Source organism: Microthrixaceae bacterium (genome assembly GCA_023957975.1).
GTDB lineage: Bacteria > Actinomycetota > Acidimicrobiia > Acidimicrobiales > Microtrichaceae > JAMLGM01.
Genome location: JAMLGM010000004.1, coordinates 261,542 through 286,785, shown reverse-complemented (window position 1 = coordinate 286,785; position 25,244 = coordinate 261,542). Strand labels below are relative to the sequence as shown.

The 25,244-nt window shown below is 66.6% G+C and carries 24 protein-coding genes; 9 read left to right on the top strand and 15 right to left on the bottom strand.

What is annotated here, in order from left to right; translation table 11 throughout:
* Positions 1 to 10 precede the first annotated feature (10 nt).
* From tal to M9952_08070, 4 genes are all read left to right on the top strand, one after another.
* On the top strand, positions 11 to 1,114 hold the full coding sequence (tal, locus tag M9952_08085) for a transaldolase (protein MCO5312876.1): 1,104 nt from the start codon (positions 11 to 13) through the stop codon (positions 1,112 to 1,114).
* A gap of 185 nt (positions 1,115 to 1,299) precedes the next feature.
* Positions 1,300 to 1,875, top strand: coding sequence for a helix-turn-helix transcriptional regulator (locus M9952_08080; GenBank protein ID MCO5312875.1), 576 nt, complete (start codon positions 1,300 to 1,302; stop codon positions 1,873 to 1,875).
* Positions 1,865 to 4,306 carry a 5-amino-6-(D-ribitylamino)uracil--L-tyrosine 4-hydroxyphenyl transferase CofH gene (gene cofH, locus M9952_08075; GenBank protein MCO5312874.1) on the top strand — a complete coding sequence of 814 codons (2,442 nt, stop codon included), beginning with the start codon at positions 1,865 to 1,867 and terminating at the stop codon, positions 4,304 to 4,306. The genes M9952_08080 and cofH overlap by 11 nt, the downstream gene beginning before the upstream one ends.
* Positions 4,303 to 5,349 (top strand): TIGR00730 family Rossman fold protein, encoded by a 1,047-nt coding sequence (locus M9952_08070; GenBank protein MCO5312873.1) that lies wholly within the window; start codon positions 4,303 to 4,305, stop codon positions 5,347 to 5,349. The genes cofH and M9952_08070 overlap by 4 nt, the downstream gene beginning before the upstream one ends.
* A 45-nt stretch (positions 5,350 to 5,394) precedes the next feature.
* On the opposite strand, the gene M9952_08065 is transcribed toward M9952_08070, so the two are convergent.
* On the bottom strand, positions 5,395 to 5,610 hold the full coding sequence (locus M9952_08065) for a hypothetical protein (protein MCO5312872.1): 216 nt from the start codon (positions 5,608 to 5,610) through the stop codon (positions 5,395 to 5,397).
* 43 nt (positions 5,611 to 5,653) lie between these two features.
* Between M9952_08065 and M9952_08060 the strand changes: the two genes are divergently transcribed.
* Positions 5,654 to 6,478 carry a hypothetical protein gene (locus M9952_08060; GenBank protein MCO5312871.1) on the top strand — a complete coding sequence of 275 codons (825 nt, stop codon included), beginning with the start codon at positions 5,654 to 5,656 and terminating at the stop codon, positions 6,476 to 6,478.
* 120 nt (positions 6,479 to 6,598) lie between these two features.
* Here M9952_08060 and M9952_08055 read toward each other — a convergent pair whose 3' ends face one another.
* The 12 genes from M9952_08055 to M9952_08000 form a co-directional block, all read right to left on the bottom strand.
* The gene (locus M9952_08055; protein ID MCO5312870.1) at positions 6,599 to 6,775 is read right to left on the bottom strand and encodes a hypothetical protein; all 177 of its coding nucleotides are present in this window, start codon (positions 6,773 to 6,775) and stop codon (positions 6,599 to 6,601) included.
* A 104-nt stretch (positions 6,776 to 6,879) separates the two neighbouring features.
* Entirely contained in the window at positions 6,880 to 8,046 is a 1,167-nt protein-coding gene (locus M9952_08050) for an HRDC domain-containing protein (GenBank protein MCO5312869.1), read from the bottom strand.
* 48 nt (positions 8,047 to 8,094) lie between these two features.
* Positions 8,095 to 8,418: a rhodanese-like domain-containing protein gene (locus tag M9952_08045; GenBank protein MCO5312868.1), complete on the bottom strand. Its 324-nt coding sequence runs from the start codon at positions 8,416 to 8,418 to the stop codon at positions 8,095 to 8,097.
* A 28-nt stretch (positions 8,419 to 8,446) separates the two neighbouring features.
* Positions 8,447 to 9,013, bottom strand: coding sequence for an NTP transferase domain-containing protein (locus M9952_08040; protein ID MCO5312867.1), 567 nt, complete (start codon positions 9,011 to 9,013; stop codon positions 8,447 to 8,449).
* Entirely contained in the window at positions 9,013 to 10,254 is a 1,242-nt protein-coding gene (locus tag M9952_08035; GenBank protein MCO5312866.1) for an aminotransferase class V-fold PLP-dependent enzyme, read from the bottom strand. Before M9952_08035 ends, M9952_08040 begins: the two co-directional genes overlap by 1 nt.
* 20 nt (positions 10,255 to 10,274) lie before the next feature.
* Positions 10,275 to 10,709 carry a DUF3151 domain-containing protein gene (locus M9952_08030; protein ID MCO5312865.1) on the bottom strand — a complete coding sequence of 145 codons (435 nt, stop codon included), beginning with the start codon at positions 10,707 to 10,709 and terminating at the stop codon, positions 10,275 to 10,277.
* Positions 10,706 to 11,764, bottom strand: a complete 1,059-nt coding sequence (locus M9952_08025) for a patatin-like phospholipase family protein (GenBank protein MCO5312864.1) — start codon at positions 11,762 to 11,764, stop codon at positions 10,706 to 10,708. Before M9952_08025 ends, M9952_08030 begins: the two co-directional genes overlap by 4 nt.
* Before the next feature lie 41 nt (positions 11,765 to 11,805).
* Entirely contained in the window at positions 11,806 to 13,308 is a 1,503-nt protein-coding gene (locus tag M9952_08020; GenBank protein MCO5312863.1) for an HNH endonuclease, read from the bottom strand.
* Between the two features lie 176 nt (positions 13,309 to 13,484).
* Positions 13,485 to 14,273: an alpha/beta hydrolase gene (locus tag M9952_08015; protein ID MCO5312862.1), complete on the bottom strand. Its 789-nt coding sequence runs from the start codon at positions 14,271 to 14,273 to the stop codon at positions 13,485 to 13,487.
* 44 nt (positions 14,274 to 14,317) lie between these two features.
* On the bottom strand, positions 14,318 to 15,751 hold the full coding sequence (pyk, locus tag M9952_08010) for a pyruvate kinase (GenBank protein ID MCO5312861.1): 1,434 nt from the start codon (positions 15,749 to 15,751) through the stop codon (positions 14,318 to 14,320).
* Between the two features lie 26 nt (positions 15,752 to 15,777).
* Positions 15,778 to 16,959 carry an acyl-CoA dehydrogenase family protein gene (locus M9952_08005; protein MCO5312860.1) on the bottom strand — a complete coding sequence of 394 codons (1,182 nt, stop codon included), beginning with the start codon at positions 16,957 to 16,959 and terminating at the stop codon, positions 15,778 to 15,780.
* A gap of 73 nt (positions 16,960 to 17,032) precedes the next feature.
* Complete coding sequence (locus M9952_08000) at positions 17,033 to 17,890, bottom strand: transglutaminase-like domain-containing protein (GenBank protein MCO5312859.1); 858 nt, start codon at positions 17,888 to 17,890, stop codon at positions 17,033 to 17,035.
* Between the two features lie 102 nt (positions 17,891 to 17,992).
* On the opposite strand from M9952_08000, the gene M9952_07995 reads away from it, so the two are divergent.
* Positions 17,993 to 18,775, top strand: a complete 783-nt coding sequence (locus tag M9952_07995) for a glycerophosphodiester phosphodiesterase (protein ID MCO5312858.1) — start codon at positions 17,993 to 17,995, stop codon at positions 18,773 to 18,775.
* Positions 18,776 to 18,800: 25 nt separating this feature from the next.
* Here M9952_07995 and M9952_07990 read toward each other — a convergent pair whose 3' ends face one another.
* Positions 18,801 to 20,255, bottom strand: a complete 1,455-nt coding sequence (locus tag M9952_07990; protein ID MCO5312857.1) for an FAD-binding oxidoreductase — start codon at positions 20,253 to 20,255, stop codon at positions 18,801 to 18,803.
* 52 nt (positions 20,256 to 20,307) lie between these two features.
* Here M9952_07990 and M9952_07985 point away from each other — a divergent pair, with 52 nt between their 5' ends.
* Entirely contained in the window at positions 20,308 to 21,882 is a 1,575-nt protein-coding gene (locus M9952_07985) for a hypothetical protein (GenBank protein ID MCO5312856.1), read from the top strand.
* A gap of 18 nt (positions 21,883 to 21,900) precedes the next feature.
* Here M9952_07985 and M9952_07980 read toward each other — a convergent pair whose 3' ends face one another.
* Positions 21,901 to 22,317, bottom strand: coding sequence for a hypothetical protein (locus M9952_07980; protein ID MCO5312855.1), 417 nt, complete (start codon positions 22,315 to 22,317; stop codon positions 21,901 to 21,903).
* Positions 22,318 to 22,531: 214 nt separating this feature from the next.
* On the opposite strand from M9952_07980, the gene M9952_07975 reads away from it, so the two are divergent.
* Both M9952_07975 and M9952_07970 read left to right on the top strand, forming a co-directional pair.
* Positions 22,532 to 24,199 carry an ABC transporter substrate-binding protein gene (locus M9952_07975; protein ID MCO5312854.1) on the top strand — a complete coding sequence of 556 codons (1,668 nt, stop codon included), beginning with the start codon at positions 22,532 to 22,534 and terminating at the stop codon, positions 24,197 to 24,199.
* Between the two features lie 102 nt (positions 24,200 to 24,301).
* Positions 24,302 to 25,240 carry an ABC transporter permease gene (locus M9952_07970; GenBank protein MCO5312853.1) on the top strand — a complete coding sequence of 313 codons (939 nt, stop codon included), beginning with the start codon at positions 24,302 to 24,304 and terminating at the stop codon, positions 25,238 to 25,240.
* Positions 25,241 to 25,244: the final 4 nt, after the last annotated feature.

Here is a 25,244-nt window from a genome sequence, read left to right as displayed (position 1 = left end):
GGAGCACTACATGGGTCGCCTACACGAACTTTTCGATGAGCAGGGCCAGAGTCCGTGGCTCGACAATCTCAAGCGCGAGTGGTTGCACTCCGGCGAGATCCAGCGTTGGATCGACCGCGGCGTGCGCGGCATCACGTCCAACCCGGCCATCTTTCAGAAGGCGATCGAGTCGGCCACCGAGTACGACGAACAGTTCTCGGCGCTGATCGCTGGTGGGGCGTCGGTGGAAGACGCCTACTGGGAACTCGTGATCAGCGATATCAACGATGCGCTCGGCCTGCTGCGCTCCACCCATGACGCCTCGGGTGGCGCCGACGGTTTCGTCAGCGTGGAGGTTTCCCCGGCACTGGCGCACGATTCTGCGGCGACCGAGGCGGCGGCGCGCGACCTCGCCGAGCGCATCGATGCTCCGAATCTGATGGTGAAGATTCCCGCTACCAGGGCCGGCCTGGCGCCGATCTCGACGATGATCGCCGAGGGCCACTCGATCAACGTCACGCTCATCTTCAGCCTCGAGCGTTACGCCGAGGTGATGGAGGCCTACCTGAGCGGGCTTGAGGCGGCGGTGGCGGCGGGGGTCGACGACCTGTCCACCATCTCGTCGGTGGCGTCGTTCTTCATCAGCCGGGTCGACACCGAGGTCGACAAGCGCCTCGATGCGATCGGCACCGACGAGGCGCTGTCGTTGCGCGGGCACGCTGCGTTCGTGCAGGGTCAGCTCGCCTATGAGATGTTCCGCTCGACGTTTTCGGGCGATCGCTGGGAGGCGCTCGCGGCGAAGGGTGCGCGTCCGCAGCGTCCCTTGTGGGCCTCGACCTCGACCAAGAACCCGGCCTATGCCGACACGCTGTATGTCGACACCCTGATCGGCCCCGACACGGTCAACACCGTGCCGGACGCGACCCTCGACGCGTTCGAGGATCACGGCACGGTGGCGCGCACGGTCGATGGGGATGTCGAGGGTGCACACCAGGTGTGGAAGTCGGTCGGCGCACTCGTCGATCTCGACGCGGTGGCCGAACAGCTTGAGCGCGAGGGCGTGGCGTCGTTCATCTCGGCCTACGACGACCTGCTCGCCGTCCTCGCCGCCAAGGCCCAGCAACTCACGTCCTAGCCCGCCCCGCCGCGAGGGAGAGCCTGCCCCGCCGCCCGTTCTCCGATAACCAGTGGTCGTGATCACGACCACTGGTTATCGGAGAACGGGCGTTTGGGGTGGTTTGCGGGCGCTTGGGCTGGTTGTTGGGGGTGGGTTTGTGAAACGAACCCACTCGGTTCGCTTTTCGAACTATGGTGCGGCCCGTGACTTCAGCTCCCACCATTCGGCCGGGTACCGCCCCGAACACCGGCCTCGACGACGTCGCCGAGATCGCGAACGTCGGCGAGGAATCCGAGGTTGATTGTTCGATCGCTCGCGCCCTCGGGGTGATCGGCGATCGTTGGACGATCCTGATCATGCGCGATGCCTTTCGCGGCATCCGTCGATTCGATGACTTCCGCACCGACCTGGGCATCGCTCGGCCGGTGCTGGCGGATCGGCTCAAGAAGCTCGTCGAAGCCGGGGTGATGGTGCGGCGCCAATACCAGACACATCCGCAGCGCTTCGAGTACCGCCTCACCCCGATGGGCATGGAACTCAGCCCGGCGCTCGTCGCGCTCATGCGCTGGGGCGACCGTTGGCTCAACGACGGGTCGCCGCCGACGGTGCTCGTGCATGAGACCTGCGGGCGCGAACTGGAACAGGGGTTCTGGTGCCGGACCTGCAAGACGACCTTCACCCCTCGCGACATTGCTTCGCTCCACCCCGACCACGACCTGTCCAACCACGAACTGTCCGACCGCTCCCCTGTCGCCACCGGAGACGCCGATGACCACTGAGTCGATGACCACCGAGTCGATCACGACTGAACTTCTTTCCCTGCCGCTTGACGAACTCCTCAAGCGCGCTGCAGCGGTGCGCGACCGACGCTACGGAACTCGGGTGACCTATTCGCCGAAGGTGTTCATACCGCTGACGATGCTGTGTCAGGACAAGTGCGGGTACTGCACCTTCGCCCAGCCGCCGGCCCGGCTCGAGGCGCCCTACCTCACCCCCGAACAGGTACTCGACATCGCCCGAGCCGGAGCGGCGGTCGGATGCCACGAGGCGCTGTTCACCCTCGGCGAGCGGCCCGAGTTGCGCTATCGGGTGGCCGCACAGTGGCTCGCCGATCACGGGTACGCGTCGACGGTCGAGTACCTGGTGGCGATGTGTCGGTTGGTGCGAGACGAGGTCGGGCTCCTGCCGCATGCGAACGCGGGTGCATTGAGCCGGGACGAACTGGCGCTGCTGCGGCCCGTTTCCGCAAGCCAGGGCATGATGCTCGAATCGCTCAACGCCGACCTCGATTGCCACCGAGGATCGCCGGACAAGGTGCCACAGCGTCGTCTCGACACCCTCGAGGCGGCGGGCGAACTGCAGATCCCGTTCACGACCGGAATCCTGTGCGGCATCGGCGAGTCCCGTCAGGACCGCGTCGATGCGCTCGTGGCGATCGCGGAGGCCCATCGCCGCTGGGGCCATGTCCAGGAAGTGATCGTGCAGAATTTCCTGCCAAAGGCCGGCACCGCGATGCACAAGTCGCCGCCCTGCCCTCACGACGACTACCTCGAAGCCATCGCGCTCGCCCGGTTGATCCTGCCCGAGGACATCCACCTGCAGGTGCCTCCGAACCTCACCGACGACTTCGGTGAACTGCTGAACGCTGGCATCGACGACTGGGGCGGCGTGTCGCCAGTGACGGCGGACCACGTCAATCCCGAGCGACCGTGGCCGGCGCTCGAACGTCTCACCGACGTCACCGAGGTGGCGGGACACGTCCTCGCTCCGAGGCTCACGATCTACCCCGAATTCGCGCTCGATCCCGAGCGGTGGTTGGCCGAGGACATGCGCTTTGGCGTCCTCGACCGCAGCGACGCCGAGGGCCTCGGCCGCGACCGCGACACCGCCACGGGCGATCCCTCCGCCGAGGTCTGGTATTCGGGGGCCGACACCGAACCGCCACTCGTCGTCGAGGCCCCAAATGTGTCTGCGACCGGCGCACTCGCCGAGTTGATGCGACCAGCCACCGCCGCCGCTGGCTCGGCGGTTCGGGGCGCGGTCGCCGAAGTGCTCGACGGGGTACGGATGGGTCAGGTGCCCGGCGAGGACGAGATCGTCACCCTGTTCGGCGCGCGTGGTCCCGAGGTACGTGCCGTCGCCGCCCTGGCCGACGAGTTGCGCCGCGAGATCGTCGGCGACGAGGTCACCTGGGTCTCGAACCGCAACATCAACTACACGAACGTATGCACCTTCAAGTGCCGCTTCTGCGGATTCTCCAAAGGCCCGCTGTCGCTCAACCTGCGCGGCAACCCCTACAACCTCTCGCTCGAGGAGATCGCCGAACGCGTCGTCGAAGCCAAGGCGCTCGGCGCCACCGAGGTGTGCCTCCAGGGCGGGATCCACCCGAAATTCGACGGCGACTATTACCTGGCGGTCACCAGGATCGTGCACGAGGCCGTGCCGGACATGCACATTCATGGGTTCACCGCGCTCGAGGTCACCGAGGGGGCCAAGCGCAACCAGGAACCCCTGGCCGACTACCTGCGCCGCATGAAAGTAGCCGGGCTCAAGACCCTGCCTGGCACCGCGGCGGAGATCCTCGACGACGAGGTCCGCCAGGTGCTCTGCGCCGACAAGATCAACACCGAGGAATGGCTGCATGCCCACCGCACGGCCCACGAGGTGGGGCTGCGGTCGAACGTGACGATCATGTTCGGTTCGATCGAACACCCCCGAAGCTGGGCCCGGCACCTGCTGATCACCCGGGCGTTGCAGGCCGAGACGGGCGGATTCACCGAGTTCGTGCCGCTGCCGTTCGTCCACATGGCCTCGCCGATCTACCTGCAGCGGGCCTCACGGCGGGGCCCGACCTTCCGGGAGGTGGTGTTGATGCACGCCATTGGACGCATCGTGTACCGGGGAGCGATCGACAACGTGCAGGCCTCGTGGGTGAAGCTCGGCCTTGGCGGGGTGCGCCAGTTGTTGCGCGCCGGAGTGAACGACCTGGGAGGAACGCTGATCAACGAGAACATCAGCCGAGCGGCGGGTGCTGAACACGGGCAGATGGCCACCGAGGCCGACTTCCGGGCACTGGTCGAACCGCTCGGTCGTCGACTGGTCCAGCGCACGACCCTTTATGGACGCGTCGACGACGCTGGCCATGCCCGCATCGACACCGAAGCGTCGCGGAACACCGGGTTGAACAGCGCACTGGTGGCCGGCGCATGAGTGAGCAACGTCATCGCCGCAATCCACCTCCCCGCACCGGCGATCCGACCGCCGATGCCGCCGTCCGCGACCTGGTTGCGGTCAGCGGGGTGCAGTCTGACAACGACCTGCTCACCGAGATGCTGGGCAATGTGGTGCGCCTGTGCCGAGACGGTGCGGACCGGGGCGAGTTGAAACTGATCAGTCTCGCTCTGCGCGACCTCCGCCGCGCCTCGGCCCAGTTCAAGCCGTACATCGGTCAGCCGAAGTGTTCGGTGTTCGGCTCGGCGAGGACGAAACCGGGTGAACCCGCGTACACCGCTGCGGTCGAATTGGGGGCGGCGCTCGCCGCCGACGATTGGATGGTCATCACCGGCGGTGGCCCCGGCATCATGACCGCCGCGGTGGAAGGTGCCGGTGCTGACAACAGCTTCGGGGTCACGATCCGCCTTCCGTTCGAACCGATGGAGGGCGGCGGCATCGTGCCCGACGAACGCCTGGTTCGGTTTCGGCACTTCTTCAGCCGCAAGCTGACCTTCATGCGTCAGTCGGCCGCGTACGTCGTGTTCCCCGGTGGTTACGGCACCCTCGATGAAACCTTCGAGTTGCTGACGCTGATCCAGACCGGCAAGGTGACCCCGGCTCCGGTGGTGTTGTTCGAACCGGATGGCGACGGCTACTGGAAGCGTTGGCGCGACTTCATCGAATACGAACTTGAGGACGCATCGCTGATCTCCCCCGACGATGTCGACCTCGTGTTCATCACCTCGTCGGTCGCCGACGCCGTGCGATATCTCGACGAGTTCTACCGCGTCTATCACTCGATGCGCTGGGTGGGCGACCAACTCGTCATCCGGCTGCGCCGTCAGCTGACCGACGAGGAACTCGCGGCGGTCAACCGCGAGTACGCCGACCTGGTCGTCGACGGGGCGATCGAGCGATGCGACCCGTTGGCACCCGAGGTCGACGACGCAGACCTGCTGCACCTGCCCCGGTTGGTGATGAAGTTCGATCAACGCAGTTTCGGACGGCTCCATCAGATGGTGCGCTCGCTGGGCCGCTGACAAACCGGGCCGAGCAGCGCACTGGGCCGAGCAGCGCGCTGGGCTTCACCAATCGGTGGCGGCAGACCCTGAGCCCCCGCTCTCGAGCAGATTGGCCGCCTTGAGCACCGAGCGTCGAGCCCGGCCGAGCAGCTTGTCGTCGACGGGTAGTTCATCGCCTCCGGCGTCGATGGCGTCGCGCAACCGAACGATCGACAACTCGGCCAACTCCTCGGCGATCTCGTGCAGACGTGTCGCGATCTGTTCGAATTCTCCAGCCATCAACCCACACTAGGCGCCGCTCGCAGTGGCGTAGATTCAACCCATGACCTCAACCGGTGCGAACCCCCATCTCGCTGTCGACGGATCGGTCCCCCTTCCCGTTCCGGTGCGAAGCGAGTGGATCAGCTTCGAAGACGAGGATCACACGACGTGGCTGTTCGACCTGTCCTTTCTGCTCAGCTCCTGGAGCTGCATCTTCGGCGCCGGCTGCCAGGGGGTGCTCGACGCCGACGCCACCGATCTCGAACAGGGATGTTGTTCCTACGGTGCACATTTCGCCGACAAGGCCGATCGCGACGTGGTCGTCCGTGCCGCCCGGCGCCTCACCGCATCGCAGTGGCAGTTCGCTGCGGAAACCAAGTCGGCCGGCGGGCCGATCGTCAAGAATGACGACGGGGCATGGGTGACCCGGGAGATCGACGACGCCTGCTGTTTTCTCAACCGCCCGGATTTCGCCCGCGGCGCGGGCTGTGCACTTCACATCGGCGCCCTCGACGCTGGCGAACGCCCCCTCGATTGGAAGCCCGACGTGTGTTGGCAGGTGCCCCTCCGGCTCATCTCGTCCACCGACGAGTTGGGCGCCGTCACGAACACGCTGCGCGATTGGAAGCGGCGCGACTGGGGCGAGGGCGGCGACGACTTTCACTGGTGGTGCACCGAGTCGCACACCGCCTTCGTGGGCAACGATCCCGTGTACGTGACGATGCGGGACGAGATCATCGAGCTCGTGGGCGAGGAACCCTACGCCTGGCTCGTCGAGAGCATCGAATCCGCCGACGCCGGTGCGATCAGGCCTCACGCGGCGGTCGAACGAGGCCGAGCCGAAGGCGTGTCGCTGCCCGATCCGGTACGCCGCAGGCGCGCCTGACCGTACCGCTGCGTCGCCGCGCGACAAAGGCGGCTCTGATGGGCCGCCTTCGTATCTCTGAGTTATGTTCGCTCGCCAACCTGTGGCGAGCGAACCGCACGGCAGCTGCGCTCGCGGCTGCTATTCAGCTTCAGGACTCACCCAACCGCCGGGTTGATATTCCTCGTAATCGTCATAGTCGTCGTCGGCGTCGTCCAAGGCCGAGGACGGCTCGTCGAGAATGGCCTCGATATCGATGTCGGGACCCCGTTTCAGGGCCCGAGCTTCTTCGAATCGACGGTGGCGACCCTTCTTCACGTTGTCTCCCAATCACTGCCGGATGACTCGAAATGCCATCCTACTGCGGCGGACCCCGCACGAACCAAAGCGCAAATATAGCCGATCGGGACGCTCGGATCAGGTCATGCCCTGTCGCCGGAACGGCGCTCCAGCACGAGTCCTTCGGCGGGGTCGAGGGCCAGGGATACCTCCCCCGAAACGAGGCGGCGCAACGGGGTTCCGACCAGATCACCGCGCCATCCGCTGAGCAGGCGACTCTCCGCGTCTCCGCGCAAAAACGCCTCGAGATCGGAGCGGGTGGCCAACAACGCCGGGTCGATCTGTTGGTTCTTGGCCAACTGAGCGACCCAGGCCGACACGAGTGGAACCGCTGGGCGCATGGCGGCGGGCAACTCGTTGTTCACCGGTCCGCGATCGCGCCGGGGGCGTTTGTCGGCCGCGGTTGCGATCACCTCGATGAGTTCGTCGACCACCGGGCGCAGCGCACGTTGATCGACGCCGCGTATGTCTTTGAGTTGGTCCGCGCCGGTCGGTTTGGCGACGGCCAGCCCGACGAGCGCAAGGTCGGCGAGCACATAACGCGGGGTCAGGTCGAGGTGCTGCGCGCGCCGCTCACGCCACGCGGCCAGATCCTGGGCGATCGCCAGGTCGGCCCCGCGAAGGTGGCGGGCCTCTTTGATGCGGCGCCACGCCTCCAACGGGTCGCGGGGACCACGGTATTCAGCCTGCAACTCATCCAGGGCCTCGGTCAGCCAGCCCATCCGTGACCGTGCCGTCAACTCGGCGCTTTGGCGGCGATGCAGTTCGCGCAGATTCGCGACGTCGGCCGCGGCGTAGTTGCGTTGGCGCTCGCTCAGCGGCCGGCGCATCCAATCGGTCAACCGGTCGGCCTTCGGCACCCGCACTCCGAGTTCGCTCTCCAGCAACGACGACAGCGAAGGGGTCGACAAGCCCAGGAAACCCGCTGCCAGCTGCGTGTCCCAGAGCCGTCGCGGCGCGGCGCCCACGGCGTGTTCGAGGACCTCGAGATCCTGGCGGGCCGCGTGAAGGACGGCGACGGCATCGGATTCGAACATGGGTCGCATCACGCGAATGTCGAACGCCAGCGGATCGATCAGGAAGATCGAGTCGTCGACCTGGATCTGGATGAGCGCAAGCTGCGGGAAATAGGTCCGCTCGCGGTGAAATTCGGTGTCGATCGCGTACTGACCCGCGGTGATCACGCGTTCCACCACGGTCAGGGCTTCGTCCGCCTCGCCGATCAGGACCGCGTCGAGGTCAGCGCTCATCGAATCGCCGCACCCCCGCCAGAACGATGCGACCTCGCCTCGAACCGGTCACGGCTGGTTGCCGGTGTTGACCTCGAATCCGGCCTCGATCCAAGCGAGCGTGCCGCCGGCCACGTTGACAACGTCGCGGCCCTCGCCGATCAGGAATTCGCCGGCTTTGGCCGAACGGGCCCCGGATCGACAGATCATCAGCACCTGTTCGCCCGCCGGAACCTCGGCGACGCGTCCTGGCAGTTCGCCGAGGGGGATGAGGCGCGCGCCGGGCACGTGGCCCTGTTCGTATTCGTCGACCTCGCGTACGTCGACGAGGGCGGCGCCGGCGGCGAGGCGCTGTTGGAGCTCTTGCACGGTGATCTCGGGCAGCGTGGTCATGGCTGCCACGCTACCGGAACTTCGCCGATCACCCGGGACCGCCGTGCTGTCGAAACGCCCCCTGCCCGTCGACCCACAGCACCGGGACCTCCGCGATGAGGTCCGAAACCGAAAGTGCGCCGTCGGCAAAGCGTGCCTCGAGCGTCGGCAGGAGCCTCATCGCATATACCCCGTTCGGAAAGCGCGCAGTGCCATCCTCTTTGACCATCACGACCTGCGGTTCAGTCGATCCCGAGGTGGATCGGGCGGTATCGATCAGCCGAGCCACCGCCGCCGAGGACACCGCGGGGAGATCACATGCGAGCACCACGACGGTGGACGCCCCGGACAGGAATCCGTGGTGAAGCGCCGTCAGGATCGCTCCGGCCGACCCCTCCCCCGGCCACACGTCATCGACCGGTTCGCCGTCGAGCGCCGCGGTGTGGGCGTCGGTGGCCCCGACGAGCATCACGCGTTCGATCCCGGCTCCGTGCAACGCGTCGAGCGCGATCGAGCCGATCGGAACCCCGTCGACGTCGACGAGTGCGCGCTCGGTGCCGTCGCTCGAGGGGTCACCGCCGACCAGTACGGCACCGATCCACCCGTCGAGCGCCATCACACGACCCCGCCATAGGTGTGCCCGGCACCCCGCGCCGGCGCGTGATCGCTCGCCGCCTCAGCGAGATCGGCGCAGAACGCGTCGACGACCTTGTCGTGACCCGGGGCCAGCATCAGGTGAAGCCCGCCCTGCTGGCGGTCGAGGTTCCAGCCGCGGTCGTCCATCCGGTCGCAGATTCCGTCCATGTCGTGCACGGTGGATCCGAACTCGAACACCGACATGTCGGGGTTCGAGAACACCTCGAGCCCGTCGATCGCGGAGATTCCGGCAATCATGCGGTCGGTGGCGTCGGCAACCCGGGCGGCGAGGCGAAGGTAGCCGTCGGCTCCGAGGTGATTGATCGTCGCCCACGCCGAGGCGATCGGGGGGCCCGGGCGGGTGCCGGCCGACGAGGCGCTGGCGTAGAGGCCGCCGGGCCAGTCGTCGAACATGAAGATCTGCCGCTGATACAGATCCGGGTCGGCGTACAGGACCACCGATGCGCCCTTGAAGGTGTAGCCGTACTTGTGGATGTCGGCCGACATCGAGGTCACCCCGGGCACCCGGAAGTCCCACGGCTCCACGTTCCGGCCCAACCGTTCCCACCACGGCAGGAGCCAGCCGCCCAGGCAGGCGTCGACGTGGCACAACACCCCGGCGTCGAGGGCGACCGCCGCAATCTCGGTGACCGGGTCGATGACCCCGAAGGGGTAACACGGCGTCGACGCGACCACGATCGCCGTGCGGTCGTCGATGGCCTCGCGATATGCGCTCGGCACCGCTCGTCCGTCGGGCCCGTGTGCCAGTCGGATCTCGGTGACCCCGAGGTAATGGCACGCCTTGGTGAATGCCGGGTGGGCGGTGTCGGTGCACAACAGCGTCGGCGCCGTGTTGCCCGATGCCCTGGCGTGTTCACGGGCCGTGTAGACGGCGAGGAAGATCGACTCGGTCCCGCCCGAGGACAACGAACCCGCCTGGGCGCCGACCAGTGCCTTGGCGTAGCCGATGACCTCGGTCTCCATCTGCAGCAGCGACCGGTAGCGAAACGGGTTCAAGGCGTTCTCGTGGAGGAACGACAACGCGACCTGCTCCTGGAGATGTTCGAGTTCGGGGTCGTCGTAGTTGTAGACGAGGCTGAACGCCTTGCCGCTTCGCCAGTCGATGTCGTGGGGTCGAAGCTCCGCCACCTCCGACAAGATGTCGTCGGCCGACCGGCCGTGCTGTGGAAACGCTGGTGGGGACTCGAGAGATTCGGTCATGACACGACTGTAGGAGCCCTTCAGCGGTTGTCGTCGCTCCACTCGGGATCGAGCTGGCGAAGAAACGTCGCCAACCGCTCGACCTCGTCGGTCTCACCGATCTCGTCGGCCGAACGCATCAGCCCGGCGAAGCACGCGAGGACGCCTCGGTTCGACGGATGACGCCAGCGCAAATAGCCGCTGCCGCGCCAGCCGTTGGCCCGCAGCGAGTCGAGGCCGCGGTGATAGCCCACCCGATAGGCGGCGTAGCGCTCGATGGGGTCGCGTCCCGCCGATCCCAGCGCAGCCCACGCCGCGCTCGACCGTGGGGCCCGGGCGACGACCGACGCGAGGGCGTCGCGGCGCTCGTCATCGGCACGCTGTTGCGCGGCTGTGATCGCCTCGGTCAGCGCTGCGGGCTCGTCGGGCAGGATGGTTTCGGGGATCCCCGACGGGATCAGTCGTACCTCGCTCATGGCGCCGATGCTACGTCGCCCCGGTCGGGGTCCCCGTCGTCGTGAGCGACATCATTGTCGTGGGCCGCGTCCGGGTCGACGAGCTCGGCGTACCCCTGTGAGCCGCGTGCCGAGCGGAGCGACGGCACCTTGTCGCGGAGTTCGTCGATGACCCGGCGGGTCTCGCGCCGGAGCCGTTCGGCGCGCACCGTCGTGGTCTCCTCGCGGTGGCGATCCTGGTGGGCGAAGAACTCGACGGCGTTCACGTAGCCCTGCTCGATGAGCGCCGCGGTCTGGCTGAAGTCGTCGTACTTCAGGTCCGGGCGTTCTCCGGGCGGGAGCACGAAGGCCTCGACGTGTGGCGGCAACGTGGCCAGGTCGCGGGCGAAGCGGCCGTTGCGGGCGATCCAGTAGGCGATCATCGCGGCGTCGACGGGCCGTTTGACGGTGTGGCTCGGCTTGCCGTGCTGGCCCATGTGCAACACGTAGATTCGCGTGGCCCCGAGTTCGATGGCGCGGTTGATCGGGACGTTGTTCAACACGCCGCCGTCGAGGTAGCGCCGACCCTCGATCGTCACCATGGGAAACACCGAGGGAAGCGCCGCCGAGGCCATGATGGCGTCGAGCAGTTCGCCGCTGTGGAACCAGGCCTCGGAATTGGAGTCGACGTCGGTGGCGACGCATTCGAAATGGACGGCCAGTTCCTCGAAGGTGCGCACTGGCCCCAGAAACATCTCGAGGCGCGAACGCATGTTGTCGGCCGACACGATCGCCGGGCCCTTCCGCAGCAGTTGGACCGGGTTCGGAATCCACGAACCGGGCAGAACAAGATCGGGCTGTCGGGCGAGGGCGTCCCATACCTCTTCGAGTCGAGCGACGCCGACGGGTCCGGGGTCGATCGCATAGCCAACCCCGTTCATCGCGCCAGCGGAGCACCCGACGATGAGATCCGGCGTGATGCCGCGTTCGGACAGTGCGCGGAGCTGGCCGACCTGCAGCGCTCCCAGGTTGCCGCCCCCGGCGAGTACGAACGCAACCCGGTGGCGCTTTCGAAGTGGATTCGACACCTTCGCCACCCGGCCACCCTACCGCCGTGCTGGTGGATGCCGCTTGGCGATTACCCGGGTGGCGGTTGGGGTGGGTCGTGTGGTTGGGGTGGTTGTCTGTAGCGGGCGATGTTGGTGATGGAGGTGCCGTCGGGTCGCGTGGCTTGCAGTGGTTGGTTGGGGTTGCCGGCTACGGTGGCGTGGCCGTTGTGGTGGTCGTGGTGGTGGCGACGGCAGCAGTTGGCGAGGTTGTTGGGGTCGGTGGTTCCGCCGTTGCTGTAGTGGGTGAGGTGGTGCAGGTCGCAGCCGAGCGGGTCGTGTTCACATCCCGGGAAGCGGCAGCCGCGGTCGCGGTAGGCGAGGATGTGGCGTAGTGGCTCGGGGGCGAGTCGCCGTGTCCGTCCGTAGGACAGGGGTGTGCCGTTGCGGGTGAAGGTGGGGATGATATCGGCGTTGGCGAGCAGGGCCCAGAGGGTGTCGTCGGTGATGTCGAGGTTGGTTTCGGTGTGGGCTGGGCCGGAGACGTCGGGTTCGCCGTGGCGCTCGCCAAAGAGTGCGGCGAGGCCTTCATGGGCGCGGTTGAGTTTGTCCAGGTCGAGGTGGAGGTAGATGCCGACGCGGCCGGGTTTTGTGGTGCCTGCGGCGGCGAGAAGGGCGTCGCGTAGGGCGTTGGCTCTGCGTTGGGCCATGGTGGGCCCGCGCTCAGGCTCCGCAGGTTCCGCCGGTTCGGGTTCGCCCGGTCCGGGTTCGGGCCCTGGCTCGTTGGTTTCGTTGGTTTGGTTGGTTTCGTTGGGGGCGGTGTGGAGTTGGCGGTTGATGAGATCTTGGAGGATGGTGGCGAGCAGCGCGCCGTCGTCGGCGGTGAGATCGCCGTGGAGGCGCCAACGTCCTCGAAACGTTTTCGACAGGGTGACTCGTGATGGGTCGGTGTTGGGATCGGCGGGACCGTCTTGGTCGAGACGGTCACGGACGCGTTTACAGAAGTTTTCGAACTGGTTGAGTGAGCAACGTGAAGCGGTGTCGAGCAGCACCGCTTCGATGTCGCGAACCGCGTGGATCGCAGCATCGAGACGTTCACCCGAATAGGCGCTTGGGATGATCGTCGCGATGGCATCGAGGTGTCCCAAGGTGATCTCACCGGTTTCAAACGCGGCACCGACCTGTTCGAAACGTTCAGCGGCCGTGTTGGCGCGTAGGAGCCGGTTGGCGTCGCGGCGGGTGATGCCGTGATGTAGAGCAAGCCAGTAGCCCATGGTGGGGACACGGTCATGCACATTGACGTGTTGACGTTGCGCCAGATCGACACTGGCCACATGAAGGCGTTGAGCGACATGGTTGATCCGCGCTGCAGTCAACGACAGTTCACGGGCGATCGCTTGACGCTGTTGTTCACCAGCACCGTTCGAGACCGCAGTATCGAGCGCTGCGATACCGGCAGCCACCTGTTCGACAACACCGGCCAATTCGGCCGCAACACACTCCCCGGCATCGATGGCCCCAGCGAGCACGGCCCAGCCATCGGCGTCGCCGCTGTCGGTGCCAGCGTGGTGTGATGCCCCGTCATGCTCAAACATGTAGTCATAATAGCGAACAGGTGTTCGTCTCGCAAGCCGAAAAACTGGAATGTTCAAACGAGAACGACACGTTGTTGCCGCGAACCCCGTGCCACCTCCACGCACACCCACCTCCCTGCGCACCCACCTCGGCGACGTGACGCCGCGGAGCCAGATGGAGCCAGATGGAGCGGGGGTCACCAGCTCTCGATGAACGCGGCGAAGGTCGCCGGTTTCGACAGGTGGATTCCGTGATCGGCACCGTCGATCTCGACGACGCGGGCATCGTTGAGCGATTCGGCCATGGTGATCGCCGAGCGGCGGTGGTTATCGCTCGACCGGCTGCCATAACCGATCAACACCGGTGCCGAGATCCGGTCGAACCGAACCACCGATTCCGCAGCGGCGCTGTGGCGAAGATCGGCCTGCAGCGCAGCCCCCTCAGCCCGACGTTGGTTGCGCATGGACTCGGGCAGCCGCTCCCAGAGTGGGTCGCCGATCATCCGACGCATGAACGACTCGGCCGCCTCGGATTCGGGTAACGACATCAGGTCGCTTCCCTTGGGCTCATACCACGGCTCCCACGCCATCGGCGCCTCCCAGATCACCGCGCCCAACACGTCGTGTTCGAGCGGTGGGGTCGCCAGCGCCCAAAGCGCGATCACGCCGCCGAGGCTGTGGCCGACGAGCAACGCCGGCTCCTCGACCAGGGAGAGCACGACCGCCATGTCCTCGAGGTGATCGGTGAGGCGGGATGCGACCGGACGCTCGCCCGAACGTGCATAACCGCGGCGGTCATAGGCCAGCACCTCGCGGTCCGGCAGATGCCCGATCGTGCGCCGAAAGCCAGCCGCTCGGTCCATGGTTCCGTGCACGATCACGATCGGCGGCCGATCGGGCCCCTCCACGACCGGTCGGTAGCGGTCGATCACCACCCCATCGTGTTCGAGGACCTCGGGCGGCCCGCGACGGATGTTACGGCTCACGCTCGACCCCGGCCCACGTTCGAACCCGGCCCACGCGCCAGCGCCTAGGGCACCCGGACCAGACGCATCTGGTCGGTCGCCTTGGCCCGGTTCACCTGGGAACCGCTGATGACGGCGACGATATCTCCCGAGCGGACATCGCCGTGGTCTCGGGCCGCGATCACCAGGCTCGTCATGAGATCCTCGTGATTCGCGGCCACGGGGTCATGAAGCGGCGTGGTGCCCCAACTCAGACACAGCTGCCGGGCGGTGCGTTCGTTCGGCGTGAACCCGAGGATCGGCATGCTCGGGCGGAACCTGGCGATCGACCGCACGGTGAACCCGGTGTCGCTGACCGCGATGATCGCCGACGCGCCGACCTCGGTCGCCGCGCGCCACGCCGCTCCGGTAATCGCGTCGGTGAGGCGACCGTCGCTGTCGTTGCTGTGGAACTTCCGAAGCGCCCGCAGGCGATGCGCCCACCCGTCGAAATCGAATTCGGTGTCGGCCTTGGCACAGATGCGCGCCATCGTGGCCACCGAGTTCACGGGGTCGACGCCGATGGCCGACTCTGCGCTGAGCATCACCGCGGAGGAGCCGTCGAAGATGGCGTTCGCCACGTCGGAGACCTCGGCCCGGGTCGGGGTGCCGGCGGTGATCATCGATTCGAGCATCTGGGTCGCCGTGATCACCGGCCGTCCGTACGCGATGCAGTCGCGGATGATGCGCTTTTGGATGTGGGGCAGGTCCTCGATACCCATCTCGATGCCGAGATCGCCTCGGGCCACCATGACCGCGCCCGATGCCTCGATGATGCCTTCGAGATTGTCGACCGCCGCACGAGTTTCGATCTTCGCCACGATGAGCGGGCCCCGTGGCGACGGTTCGGTTCCGACCCGGCGGATGTCGTGGGCCGACCGCACGAAGCTGACCGCGACCATGTCGACGCCCTCCTCCACGAAGGCGTCGAGTTTGTACAGGTCCTCTGCGGTCGGCGTGGCGAGACCGAGACGGTCCGACGGGACGTGCAAACCGGGACGGCCTTGCACCGTTCCGCCGTAGGTGACGACCGCCCGCGCCGAGGATGCGTCGACCGAGGTGACCTGAAGGCGAACGGTTCCGTCGCCGAGGGCCAGGTTGTCGCCGGGATGCAGGTCGGCGAGCAGATCGCCGTAGTCGACCCCCAGCGAGGTGGCGGTGGACGACTCCGCACCGGGGCACAACTCGACCTCGCCACCCACCGCGAGAACGGCACCGTCGTCGACGAACGAAGCGAGCCGGACTTTGGGTCCGGGGAGGTCGCCGAGGACGCCGATCTCCCGGCCGGCGTCCGCCGCCACGGCACGGATTCGCCGGTACCGCTCGATGGCGTCGCCGAGCGAACCGTGGGCGAGGCCGATGCGAAAGACGTCCGCTCCGGCGGCGATCATGCGCCGGATCACCGCCGGATCATCAGAGGCAGGTCCGATGGTGGCAATGATCTTGGTGCGTCTCGACATGACGTCGAATCTACCGACCCGGAGACTCAGCTCCGCGCCACTCGGCTCCAGGGGACGTCTTTGTCGACCCGCACGTCGCCCGGCAGGCCGAGTACCCGTTCACCCAGGATGTTCTTCATGACCTCGGTGGTGCCACCCTCGATGGAGTTCGCACGGGCGCGCAGGAAATTCACGCTGAGGTCGTCGCCGAACATCGCCTGCTTCGCCGGCGGGAAGTCATAGGTGGCGTACAACATCCCGGCGGCGCCCATCAGGTCGACCGCGAAGGAGTAGATCGCCTTGTTGAGTTCGGCCATCGCCAACTTGGCGACCGACCCCTCCGGGCCGGGGGTGCCGAGCTTTCGATTCTGTGACGCCCGGATATTGGTCAGGCGGTTGATCTCGGCTTGGGACCACAGCCTCATGAACTGGTCGCGGTCGACCACTCCGCGCTCGCCGGAGCGGTACAGGTCGAGGAGTTGCCCGATCGGTCCGCTGTTGCGCGGCGGTGTGCCACCCCCGATCGACACCCGTTCGTTCATCAGGGTCGTGAGCGCCACCGCCCAGCCGCGGCCCACTTCATCGACGCGCATCGAATCGGGGATCCGTGTATCGGTGAAATAGACCTCGTTGAACTCGGCGTCGCCGGTGATCTGGCGAATCGGACGGGTCTCGACCCCCGCCGCATTCATGTCGACAATGAACGCGGTCATGCCGGCGTGTTTGGTCTGTTCGGGATCGGTTCGTGCGATCAACAGCCCATAGGAGGAGATGTGCGCGAGGGTGGTCCACACCTTCTGTCCGTTGATGACCCATTCGTCGCCGTCCCGTTCGGCTCGACACGCCAAAGACGCGACGTCGGAGCCCGCACCCGGCTCGGAAAACAACTGACACCAGATATGCTCATTGCTAAACAGCGGACGAAGGAAGCTGCGGTGCGCCTCGTCGCCGTGTTCGAGGATGGCGGGGGCGCACATGCCGTAGCCGATGGGGTTTCGTACCCCGCCGATCGGCCCGCCGGCCTCGGACACCCGCCGGATGACGTTGCGCTGCAACTTCGGGCTGACCCCGAGGCCGCCGACGCCCTCGGGAAAATGCACCCACGCGAGTCCGAGGTCGTACTGGGCCTCCAGGAATCGCTGCGGTTCGGTGTCGGCAGGCGGGTGTTCGGCCAACAACTGCTCGAGACGCTCCTCGACCAGCGCCTCACTCGGATCCGGCACGGTCATCGTTCACACTCCCCTCATGGGCGAACCCACGACCCGCACCGCCCCCCGGCGGCGCTCCTGTGGTCAAGGTAGCTCAGTTGAGATTCGCCTGGAGACGCCGCAACAACAGCCAGTCGCGGCGGGTCGTCAACACGTTCTCCGAAGGATGGCGCTCGTCCATCACAACGCGAATCTGGCGGATCCCCTCAGCAAAGTTGCCGGAGCGCTCGAGGATCTCCGCATATCGACGTCGGGTGGCAACCGTCGCGCTCGGCAGTTCGACACGGAGGCGATACACCAACTCGAGACCCCGCGGCGCGCTGCGGCGCAGGTAGATCTGTTCGAGGTTGTTGAGGATTCGTTCGACGATGTCCACCGGCCCCACGGGCCACAACACCTCGGGGGCGGTCACGAGGCCCTCCTGGTTGGTCTCGCGCCAGAAACGATGCAAGCCATCGAGGTCGAATGAGCGCGATCGGTACGGATTGTGAAACCTTGCGGCAGCGGCGCCGTGTGGCCGCCGCCGGCCGACCGGTGGCGGATTGAGAGCTGGGGGTTCGCACACGAGCGATTCTCCGACGATGAACTCGCCGGGGACACCGATTCCGGTGAGCCCGAGGCCGTGGCGTCGCCCGATCTCGATGGCGACGATGCTGAGCGTGATCGGAATGCCCAGGCCGGTGCGCAACACCCGAGGAAGCATCGAATTGTCCGGGTGGTAGTACTCGCGGGCGTTCCCACGGAATCCGTGACGAGCCATCCACCGAATCAGATCGTCGCCGTTGCGTCCCCCTTCGGCGCCGAACCGGGTGGCGAGGCGGTCGAGTCGAGCGAGTTCGGCGTCGAGGTCGACACGCGGGTCGGCCACCCCGGCAAGCGCGATCGTCAGTCGATCCAGACGCGCTTGGCTGCCGTTGGACACCTCTTGTCGAAACGCCTCGAGGCAACGCATCGCCACGACGGTAACCCGTGAGGGGGCTCGCGTGCGTGCTGTCTCGCCGCGATGGGCCGGGATGTCTCGCCGGCGTTGTCGCCGCGGAGTAGAAAGAACCCGATGGCCAGCCGATTTGCCGTACTCGATCATCCTGGCCCACTCGCCTTCGCACACCGAGGGGGTGCAGGCGAATGGCCCGAAAACACCATGCCGGCGTTTGAGGGTGCGGTCAGCCTCGGCTTCCGCTACCTCGAAACCGACGTGCACCGCACCGCCGACGGTGTCCTGGTCGCCTTCCATGACGACCGCCTCGACCGTGTCACCGACCGGGCCGGGCTGATCTCGCAGCTCACCTGGGATGAGGTTCGCCGCGCCAAGGTCGGCGGCCGCGAACCCATCGTGCGGTTCGAGGAGTTACTGGAGGCGTTTCCCGCGGTGCGGTTCAACATCGACCCGAAGGCCGATGACGCGGTCGAGCCGCTTGCGAGGGTTCTCCGCGACGCCAAGGCCATCGACCGGGTGTGCATCGGTGCCTTCAGCGACGCCCGCCTGGCCGAGATGCGCGAGCGATGTGGGCCCGCGCTGTGCACCTCGCTCGGGCCGAAGCAGATCCTGCGCCTTCGTGTTGCTGCGACACGGGGGTTTCGATCGCTGGTGAGGCCGGCGTTCGTCCAGGGGGCCGCTCAGGTGCCGGTCTCCCACAAGGGGGTACCCCTCGTCACCCCAGCCTTCGTGGACACCGCCCACCGCCTGGGGATGCAGGTCCACGTGTGGACCATCGACGACCCGGTCGAGATTCACCGGCTCCTCGACCTCGGGGTCGACGGCATCATGACCGATCAACCCCTCGAACTCAAACGCGTACTGACATCTCGCGGGCAGTGGGTTCACCCCGCGCGATGACGCTTGCGGCGACAGTCCGGAGGGATCAGCCCGGGAGAATCACCCCGGGATTCAGAATCGATTGAGGGTCGAACGCCGCTTTGATCGCCCGCATGTGCGCGATCTCGGTGGCGGAACGGGCGAGATGAAGATACGGGACCTTGTGGACTCCGATTCCGTGTTCGGCACTGATCGACCCTCCCGCATCGACCACGACGCCGAACACCAGCTCATCGAGCGATCGCGGAGCCACCGTCGACTCGTCCACCCGCTCGGCGCCGTGTGCGACGCCGAGTTCTGGACCGGTGAGGTTGAGATGCACGTTGTCGTCGCACACGTGACCGAACCACCAGGCGGTGCTGCGCGGAGCGAGGCGGGCAAGTCCGGCTTCGGTGCGCTCCCGGACGTGGGATATCCGATCGTGAGGGACCGACACGTCGTACTTGTGGACGGTTCCCAGAGCCGCCAGCGCAATCGTGAGCTCGTCGCGCAGCCTCCACAATTCGCGTCGCTGCGATGGCTCGATACCGAAGGCGACATCGTCGGGCCGCGACCCGGCCGCGGCGATCCCCGCCGCCAGATCGTCGAGCGGCGCCACGGATGCGGCCGCCTCGACCAGGATCATCGCGGCGCCGCGAACCGGCAGGGCGACACGACGCGTCATGGCGACGAGATCGGCACAGGCCCCGTCGAGGTACTCGATCGCTTCGCTGCCGGGCACCCGCTGACGGATCTCCCAGGCGAACCCGATCGCCTCGTCGAGGTCGGCAAAGGAACACAACGCGACCACCGACTCGCCCACCTCGGGAATCAGCCGCAACCGGACCGCCGAAATGACGGCCAGGGTTCCTTCGGACCCGCACAGCAACGACTTCAGGTCGTAGCCGGTGTTGTCCTTCGCCATGGCGTCGAGGTGTCGGGCGATTCGACCGTCCGCCGCGACGTATTCGAGCCCGACGACTTGTTGGCGTGTCGACCCGTGCCGAAACACCCGGATCCCACCGGCGTTGGTGGCGACCATCCCACCGATCGTCGCGCTGTCGCGAGCTGCGAAATCGACGGCGAAACGCCAGCCTGAACCGCGCAGGGCCGAGTTGAGTTCAGCCAGCGTGACCCCGGCTCCGACCGTGATCTGGCCGGTCACCTCATCGATTGGGCCGATCTGGCGGCAGCGCCGGGTCGACAACACCAACGTGTCGTGGCGGTTCGGAACCGAGCCGCCCACCAGGCCGGTGTTGCCCCCTTGGGGGACCACCGCCACGCCGTGGGAGGCCGCGGCGTCGAGGCACAGCGCAATCTCCTCGGCGTTGGTGGGGCGTGCCACCACGGCGCGTTTGGGCCCGTAGCGTCCGGTCCAATCTGTGGTGTAGGTCGCCGCGACCTCAGGATCTCGAACCACCCCGGCGGACCCGATCGCCAACTCAAGGTCGGCGGCAAGCGATTCGAGCCGGGCTCCGAGACGGCGACCGCGCGGGTCTGCGGGTGGGTTTTGTCGTGGCACCACGTACGATTATCGCGCTCATGCGTTCGCGACTGCCGAGGTGCCACCGAGCGTGAAACCCGCCCACCGACCGCAGCGACGTACTCCCGGTCGTTCGCCCGCATACCTGGCCGGACGCGGCACGATCGCGGTGGTGTTGGCCGCGTCGCTCGCGGTCGCCACCAACCCGACGACAGCCGACGCGTCGAGCACCGTGCGCTCCCAGAGCGTGGAGGTTGACGATGCGACGCGTCCCACGCTGGCCGAGGTCGACCCGTTCGCTACGACCTCGACCACCACACCGGGGTCCGGCGCCAACGGGTCGGGCTCGCAGATCCCGTCTCCGGACACGACCGTGCCCGCTCCGGCCCGCCCGGTTCGCCCGCCGCGGCCGGCGGTACCGCCGGTGATCGGGCCGGTCGACGGCTCGGGACGCGACACCACCGGTCGCGTCGTCGCGATCTCGCCGGCACTCGGTGCGGTGCCCGCTCACAGCACCGAAAGCGAGGACCTCGACTCCCTGCATGAGCAGGAGACGACCCGGCTCGCCGATGCGTGGAACCGCTCGGCGTCCGCACAACAACTCCTCGCCGAAGCCACAGCCGACCACGCCGCGTTGGAGGATCTGCTCGAACGCAACCGCCGACGCAGCGGCAAGTACCACAAGTTCGAACAGCGTTGGGCCGAGGCGCGGCGCGAGCTCGCGGTGCGCTCGTACACCGGCGATCGTCTCGGTGAGCTGCTCAGCGTGTTGAGCGAGACGACCGAGGAAGGCTTCGAGCGGCTCCTCCAACAGGGTTTGACCGAGCGTGCGACCTCGATCGTCAACGCCGGGGTCGAGACGATGGACGCTCGACGCTCGGCACTCGACGACAAACTGGAACGGCTGTCGAGCGACCTCGACGAGTCGGCGGAGGTCGGCGAGGCGCAGGCTGCGGCGCTGGGTGTCGCGCAATCCGATGCCGAACGGCTGACGGTGACCATCGCCGATCTCGACGAACGAATCGCGGCGCAGCGGCCGAACTCGATCGTCGACGGCAGCGACCTACCGCTGTTGGCCCTCGATGCGTACTGGCGCGCCGCGAATTCCCTCGCCACCTCTGCCCGCGCCTGTCGCCTCGGCTGGTGGGCACTCGCCGGGGTGGGGCGAACCGAGTCGAACCATGGCCGCTTCGGCGGAGCGCATCTTCGGCCCGACGGATCGGTGTCGATCGAGATCATCGGAATTGCGCTCGACGGCACCAACAATACCCGTGCGATCGGCGATTCCGAGGGCGGGACCCTCGACGGCGACTCGACCTGGGACCGAGCGGTCGGACCGATGCAGATCATCCCCACGACCTGGAAGCGTTACGGCGCCGACGGGTCGCTCGACGGCGTGTCGGACCCCCAGAACCTCTATGACGCTGCGCTCGCCGCCGGTCGGTTGTTGTGCTCGGTCGGGGTCTCGTTGGACAACGCCGAGGGCTTGCGCCGGGCCTTTCGCCGATACAACAACTCGGGTTCGTATGTGGAGACGGTGTTGAGCCGATCCATCGCTTATGGCGAACTGCCGGTTCCGGTCGGCTTCGGTGCTCCGCCGATTCCGCCGCTCGCCGAGGTCGTCGAACCCACCGCCGTTTCGCCGTTCGTCGTCCCCGCCAACTGAGGTGGGGCGAACCTGCGGTTAGGGCTCCGGTCGCTGCCAGAGAAACTCGCGGTGAGGCGGGCGCTTTTCGAGGGCCGAATTGAACTTCTCGACCCGAAACCCGCGAAGCGTCGCAAGCCGCTCGAGGACCTCTCGTTCGAGGCCGACCCCGAGCGGCACCAGGCAGCCGAGTTGCGCCGTCTCGGCGAGGATCAGAAACGACGAGGCGCCATCTGCGGTCTTGACCGGGGTGCGCACCAACTCGACCGACTCCAGCGCCGACCAACGCGCCGACTCGACGCGACCGTCGCCGAGGGTCCGGGTCACCGACCGGTCATCCACCGTCAGGTCGGTCGTCGCGGCGGCGCTGTTGCGCAGGCCGCGCTGGCGGCGTCGGGGGGCGGCCGCCACCACGACGACGCTGACGAGAACGGCGACGAGGGCTGCTTCGGGCACGGTCGACATCGTAGGCCCGAAGGTTCTCCGTATCGTTGCGCCGACCCGCCGCGGCGATCCGCGCTGCTCCCCACCACCAACCGAGTTGCTACAGTGCTCCCCTACTTGATGTGCCGACCGTCACAAACGCGACGGGAAGCACACGGTCGCGGAGGGTGACCTCCCGAACCGACCTCGGCGCCGCCCCGGCGGCACGACCATCTGGAGATACAACGTGCAGAACCGATCACGGCGAAGCGTCCGAATCGCCGCTCTCCTCCTCGCCTCCTCGCTCGTCATGAGCTCGTGCGGCGGCAGCGACAGCGGAAGCGACGACGACGGCGACAACAACGAGACGACGATCGCCAACGGCACCCAGGATGAGGGCACCCCGACCCCGGGCGGGTCGTTGACCTACGCCATCGAGGCTGACGCCTCGGGTGGTTACTGCCTCGCCACGGCGCAGCTCGCCGCCGGAGGCATCCAGGTTGCGAACGCGATCTACGACTCGTTGTTCGCGCTCGACGAGAACTACGAGGTTCAGCCCTACCTCGCGGAGTCCTATTCCTGGAACCCCGAGTACACCGCGCTCAGCATCAAGTTGCGCGAAGGCATCACCTTCCACGACGGATCGCCACTCACCGCGGACGTCGTGAAACTCAACATCGATTCGTGGCGTGGCGATGCGGCGGCCAAAGAAAAGACCAACCTCAACTCACTGTTGTTCCTGTTCGTGTTCATGAACATCGCAGAGGTCACGGTCGATGATCCGCTGACGGTGACGATCCACACGAAGACCCCGTGGATGGCGCTGCCTCAGTTCCTCGCCGGCGGCCGCAACGGCATCATGGCCGAGTCGCAGATGGTCGGTGGCGAGGAGCACTGCAAGGAGAACCTCATCGGAACCGGACCGTTCAAGGTCGACAATTGGACACCGAACTCGGAAATGAAGCTGTCCAAGAATCCGAACTACTGGCGTACCGACGCCGAAGGCCGCCAGCTTCCCTACCTCGACTCGCTGACGTTCAAGCCGATCGTCGGTGGAACCGATCGTGTCGATGCGCTCGAAGCCGGGTCGATCGACGCCGGGCACTTCAGTGGCCAGGACCAGTTCGACTCGATCACCGACAACGATGCTCTCCAGCTGTTGAAGGAAGCTCCGGGGCACATGGAGATCGGCTACGGCTTGGTCAACAACGCCAAGGCCCCCACCGATGACATCGAGATCCGTGAACATCTGGGCATGGCGATCGACCGCGAGGAACTCAACGAAATCAACTCGGGTGGCAAGTTCCGAACCGCCGATCAGCCATTCGACACCGATGTCCTCGGCTACCTCGAGGACATCGAGACGCTCGAGTACGACCCGGATGCCGCCGAGGAGTTCTTCGCCGGCAAGAACCTCAGCGTGAGCATCAAGTATGCGACCGACCCGACGGTGAAGCTGCTCGCCGAATCGGTTGCGGCCCAGCTCAAGGACGTCGGCGTCGACTCCGTCGTCGAGGTCATGGACCAGGCGGCGCTCATCGACCAGGCCCTCGGCGGCAACTTCAACATCATCTTGTGGCGTAACCACCCGGGCCTCGACCCCGACACCGAGTACAACTGGTGGCATTCCGATTCCCCGGTGAACTTCGGCAAGATCAACGATCCTGCGATCGACGATGCCCTCGATCGGGGCCGGGTCTCGACCGATCCGGCTGAGCGCAAGACGATCTACGAAGACCTGAACCGGGCGTTCGCCAAGGGCCGCTACAACCAGTGGAACTGGTATACCGAGTGGGCCGTCGGAGCCTCGACGAAGGTGCACAACATCACCGGGTCGACGCTTCCGGACGGATCGGCCACCCCAGGGGTGACGTGGGGCTGGCATTCCCTCGCCGAGACCTGGGTCGATCAGTAGGTAAGGCGAGCAACGGGGTCTCCGAGGCCACTCCTCGGAGACCCCGTTTCTCCATCGGTGGCGATTCTTCGCCGCCCACGGTTCGAGCGTGAGGAACCCCACATGAGACTTCTGGGACGTCGCTTCCTGCAACTCATCGTCGTCATCTTCTTGTTGTCACTCGTCGCGTTCTTCTCGTTGCGTTTGATCCCCGGCGATCCCGCGGAGATCATCGGCCTCGGCGCCGACCCCGCGACGATCGAACAGATCCGCGACGACATCGGACTGAACGAGTCGGTGGTCACCCAGTACACGCGCTGGGCGGGCAACTTCGTTCGAGGCGACCTCGGCAAGTATTACCACGCAGCCGGCGACCCGGCCGCCGATGTCCGGCGCACGTTGCCGATCTCGCTGCAACTCATGGTGTACACGCAGATCGTCGCGTTGGCCTTCGCCATCCCGCTGGGGGTTTTCGCCGCATACCGCGCCGACCGCCTCTTCGATCGGATGTCGAACATCGGAGCGTTCTTCGCCATTTCCATCCCGGCCTTCGTCCTGGCCTACCTCGCCAAGCAGTACTTCGTCTTCAAATGGAACCTGCTGCCCGAACGCGGATGGCCACCCCTCAGCGAGGGGGTCGGCGATCATTTCCGCCATGCGGTGTTGCCGGTCGCCGTCATGTCGGTGGCCCAAATCGCGGTCTACTACCGCCTGTTGCGTAGCGACATGATCTCCACGCTCCAGGAGGACTACATCACCATGGCTCGGGCGAAGGGCCTCGGATCGCAACGCATCCTGTTTCGCCATGCACTACGGCCGAGCTCGCTCACCCTGCTCACCGTGGCAGGCCTCAACGTCGGGTCCATGATCTCCACGGCGGTCATCGTGGAGAAGATCTTCGGCATCGACGGAATGGGGCTCAAGCTCGTGACGGCGGTGTTCAGCCGCGAATACATCGCGGCGCAGAGCTTCATCGCCGTGATCGGCATCTTGTTCGTGCTCATCAATTTCCTGGTCGACCTGCTCTACACCGTCCTCGATCCCCGGATCCGACATGCCTGACACG

Excerpts from the sequence above, each read along its gene's own strand:
- tal (MCO5312876.1), top strand. The coding sequence starts at position 11 with ATGGGTCGCCTACACGAACTTTTCGATGAGCAGGGCCAGAGTCCGTGG.
- cofH (MCO5312874.1), top strand. The coding sequence starts at position 1,865 with ATGACCACTGAGTCGATGACCACCGAGTCGATCACGACTGAACTTCTT.
- M9952_08070 (MCO5312873.1), top strand. The coding sequence starts at position 4,303 with ATGAGTGAGCAACGTCATCGCCGCAATCCACCTCCCCGCACCGGCGAT.
- M9952_08065 (MCO5312872.1), bottom strand. The coding sequence starts at position 5,610 with ATGGCTGGAGAATTCGAACAGATCGCGACACGTCTGCACGAGATCGCC.
- M9952_08060 (MCO5312871.1), top strand. The coding sequence starts at position 5,654 with ATGACCTCAACCGGTGCGAACCCCCATCTCGCTGTCGACGGATCGGTC.
- M9952_08050 (MCO5312869.1), bottom strand. The coding sequence starts at position 8,046 with ATGAGCGCTGACCTCGACGCGGTCCTGATCGGCGAGGCGGACGAAGCC.
- M9952_08045 (MCO5312868.1), bottom strand. The coding sequence starts at position 8,418 with ATGACCACGCTGCCCGAGATCACCGTGCAAGAGCTCCAACAGCGCCTC.
- M9952_08040 (MCO5312867.1), bottom strand. The coding sequence starts at position 9,013 with ATGGCGCTCGACGGGTGGATCGGTGCCGTACTGGTCGGCGGTGACCCC.
- M9952_08035 (MCO5312866.1), bottom strand. The coding sequence starts at position 10,254 with ATGACCGAATCTCTCGAGTCCCCACCAGCGTTTCCACAGCACGGCCGG.
- M9952_08030 (MCO5312865.1), bottom strand. The coding sequence starts at position 10,709 with ATGAGCGAGGTACGACTGATCCCGTCGGGGATCCCCGAAACCATCCTG.
- M9952_08020 (MCO5312863.1), bottom strand. The coding sequence starts at position 13,308 with ATGTTTGAGCATGACGGGGCATCACACCACGCTGGCACCGACAGCGGC.
- pyk (MCO5312861.1), bottom strand. The coding sequence starts at position 15,751 with ATGTCGAGACGCACCAAGATCATTGCCACCATCGGACCTGCCTCTGAT.
- M9952_08005 (MCO5312860.1), bottom strand. The coding sequence starts at position 16,959 with ATGACCGTGCCGGATCCGAGTGAGGCGCTGGTCGAGGAGCGTCTCGAG.
- M9952_08000 (MCO5312859.1), bottom strand. The coding sequence starts at position 17,890 with ATGCGTTGCCTCGAGGCGTTTCGACAAGAGGTGTCCAACGGCAGCCAA.
- M9952_07995 (MCO5312858.1), top strand. The coding sequence starts at position 17,993 with ATGGCCAGCCGATTTGCCGTACTCGATCATCCTGGCCCACTCGCCTTC.
- M9952_07970 (MCO5312853.1), top strand. The coding sequence starts at position 24,302 with ATGAGACTTCTGGGACGTCGCTTCCTGCAACTCATCGTCGTCATCTTC.